This window comes from Streptomyces sp. NPDC002130, assembly GCF_040296465.1.
Lineage (GTDB): Bacteria > Actinomycetota > Actinomycetes > Streptomycetales > Streptomycetaceae > Streptomyces.
The window spans coordinates 1-1126 of record NZ_JBEOXI010001132.1; the positions used below are offsets into that span (position 1 = coordinate 1).

Consider the following 1126-nt stretch of genomic DNA (forward strand, 5'->3'; position numbering starts at 1 on the left):
GGACTCACCCATCAGATCGGACGGAGCGAAAACCGCGTCGCCGAGGGTCCCGAGAATCAAGGCGTCGAGATCGGCGGGTCCACGTCTGTAACCGGCCGTGAAACCGTCCTTGAGTTCCAACTTGATCATCACCGGCGGATGCCCGGGATCGGCTTCGTGCCACGCCCGCATATCCGCCAGGCATCCGCGGAGTCCCTGATCTCGCAGACCGCTTCGCAATCCGGCAGCGTCCTGCGCACCGACGCAATTGCTGTCGCTCGCCACCGGATTCATGTGCGACACACGCCAGTCCGGACCGACGCCGTTGGTCCACAGATCCAACTCGAGCAGGGACGCCCCTGAATCCAGAGCGTCGGCGAAGTACGGGAACGTCGCCTTCTCGTAGGAGTTGTGGACGCCGACGGACGTGGTCTCGGAAAACGAGTGAGCTCGGTCCGCGGTCGTCTCGGCACCGGCGGAGGGCGCCGAGACTACCGAGACGACCGCCGCGAATGCACTCACACCGGCTACCAGGAATCCACGCATGTTCGACACTCTCGCAGAAATCACGCCGCGGCAGGACCGAATCGGGAGAGTTACTGGACGATCGTCCTAGACTGCGTCGGCGACAAGGCTGTTCCTCAATACGTTCTTCTGTATCTTTCCCGTTGCCGTGACAGGCAGTTGGTCGACGAACCTGATGGAACGAACCTTCTGATACGGGGCCACCTTCGCGGCCACGTAGTCCGTCAGTTCCCGCTCCAACAATTTCAGGGCCGACGCAGTCTCGGACGCGAAGTCGCGGTTCAACTGAACGAATGCCGTCACGCGCTCACCGACCACTGGCGCCTGTTCGCCGACGACGGCTGCCTGTGCAACGGCAGCGTGTGAACACAGAATCTCCTCGAGCGGCTGCGGATACACGTTGTAACCCTTGTAGATGATCATGTCCTTCGATCGCCCCACCAGAAACAGGTGCCCCGCCTCGTCCAGCCGCCCCATGTCTCCGGTCGCCAGCCAACCACCGCGGAACTGAACCGCAGTCAGTTCCGGCTGGTTCTGGTACCCGTCGGCGATCTGGGGCCCGCGGGCCCAGACCTCACCGACCTCGCCGGCCCCGAGGACTGCCGAATTCTCGTCTCTGATC

General features: G+C 63.1%; 2 protein-coding genes. Both read right to left on the reverse strand.

Annotation, left to right across the window (positions count from 1 at the left end):
• Positions 1 to 525 (reverse strand): PI-PLC domain-containing protein (locus ABT116_RS49020; RefSeq protein ID WP_502984105.1); only part of this gene is annotated, 525 nt, incomplete at its 3' end.
• Between the two features lie 66 nt (positions 526 to 591).
• Positions 592 to 1126, reverse strand: a 535-nt coding sequence (locus ABT116_RS49025) for a class I adenylate-forming enzyme family protein (protein WP_351648082.1), incomplete at its 5' end; no start/stop codon positions are given.